The sequence below is a fragment of the Pseudomonas sp. SDO5591_S426 genome (assembly GCF_054070755.1).
On sequence record NZ_JBSVXD010000413.1, the window covers coordinates 1 to 904 of the forward strand.

General features: G+C 55.9%; 1 protein-coding gene. It reads left to right on the plus strand.

Translation table 11 applies throughout. The features are described 5' to 3' along the window. Positions 1 to 904, plus strand: a 904-nt coding sequence (locus ACW9JC_RS30360) for an IS1182 family transposase (RefSeq protein ID WP_457459677.1), incomplete at both ends; no start/stop codon positions are given.

The following is a 904-nucleotide window of genomic DNA, read 5'->3' on the forward strand; positions in this document are numbered from 1 at the left end:
ACCTTGCTGCCGGAGTGTCTGGACGATTACGTAGCCGAAGAAAATCCAGTGCGCGTGGTCGATGTTTTCGTCGATGAACTCGACCTGGGCGCACTTGGTTTTGAGGGTGTCGATCCTGCCGCAACTGGTCGTCCGGCCTATCACCCAGCGGTGTTGCTGAAGATCTATATCTACGGCTACCTGAATCGGATTCAATCCAGCCGCCGACTTGAGCGAGAGGCCGAGCGCAACGTCGAGTTGATGTGGCTCACGGGGCGTTTGGCTCCGGACTTCAAAACCATTGCCGACTTTCGCAAAGATAACGGCAAAGCCATTCGCAGCGTATGCCGTCAGTTCGTAGTTCTTTGCCGCAACCTCAATCTCTTCTCCCAGTCGATCATCGCCATCGACGGCAGCAAATTCAAAGCCGTCAATAATCGCGACCGCAACTTCACTCAGGGCAAGGTGAAGGCACGCATGCAGCAGATCGAGCAGAGCATTGATCGCTATCTGGCGGCGATGGATTCGGCGGATCGGGCAACGCCCGAAGTGGCCGAGGCCAAAGCAGAGCGGCTTAAGGAAAAGATAGAAACACTGAAAAAGCAGATGCAGAAACTCAAGGAAATCGAGGCGCAGCTCCACGACAGTCCAGACCAACAGATCTCCCTCACCGATCCAGATGCACGCTCAATGGCCACGAGCGGCCGAGGCACCGGAACGGTTGGCTACAACGTACAAACAGCTGTCGACGACAAGCACCATCTGATCATTGCCCATGAGGTGACCAACGTTGGTAATGACCGTGGGCAACTGAGCAATATGGCGAACCAGGCGCGTGAAGAGATCGGCGCTGAGTCGCTGACGGTGGTGGCCGACCGAGGCTATTACAAAGGTCTGGAAATCCTTGCTTGCGAGCAAGCCGGCA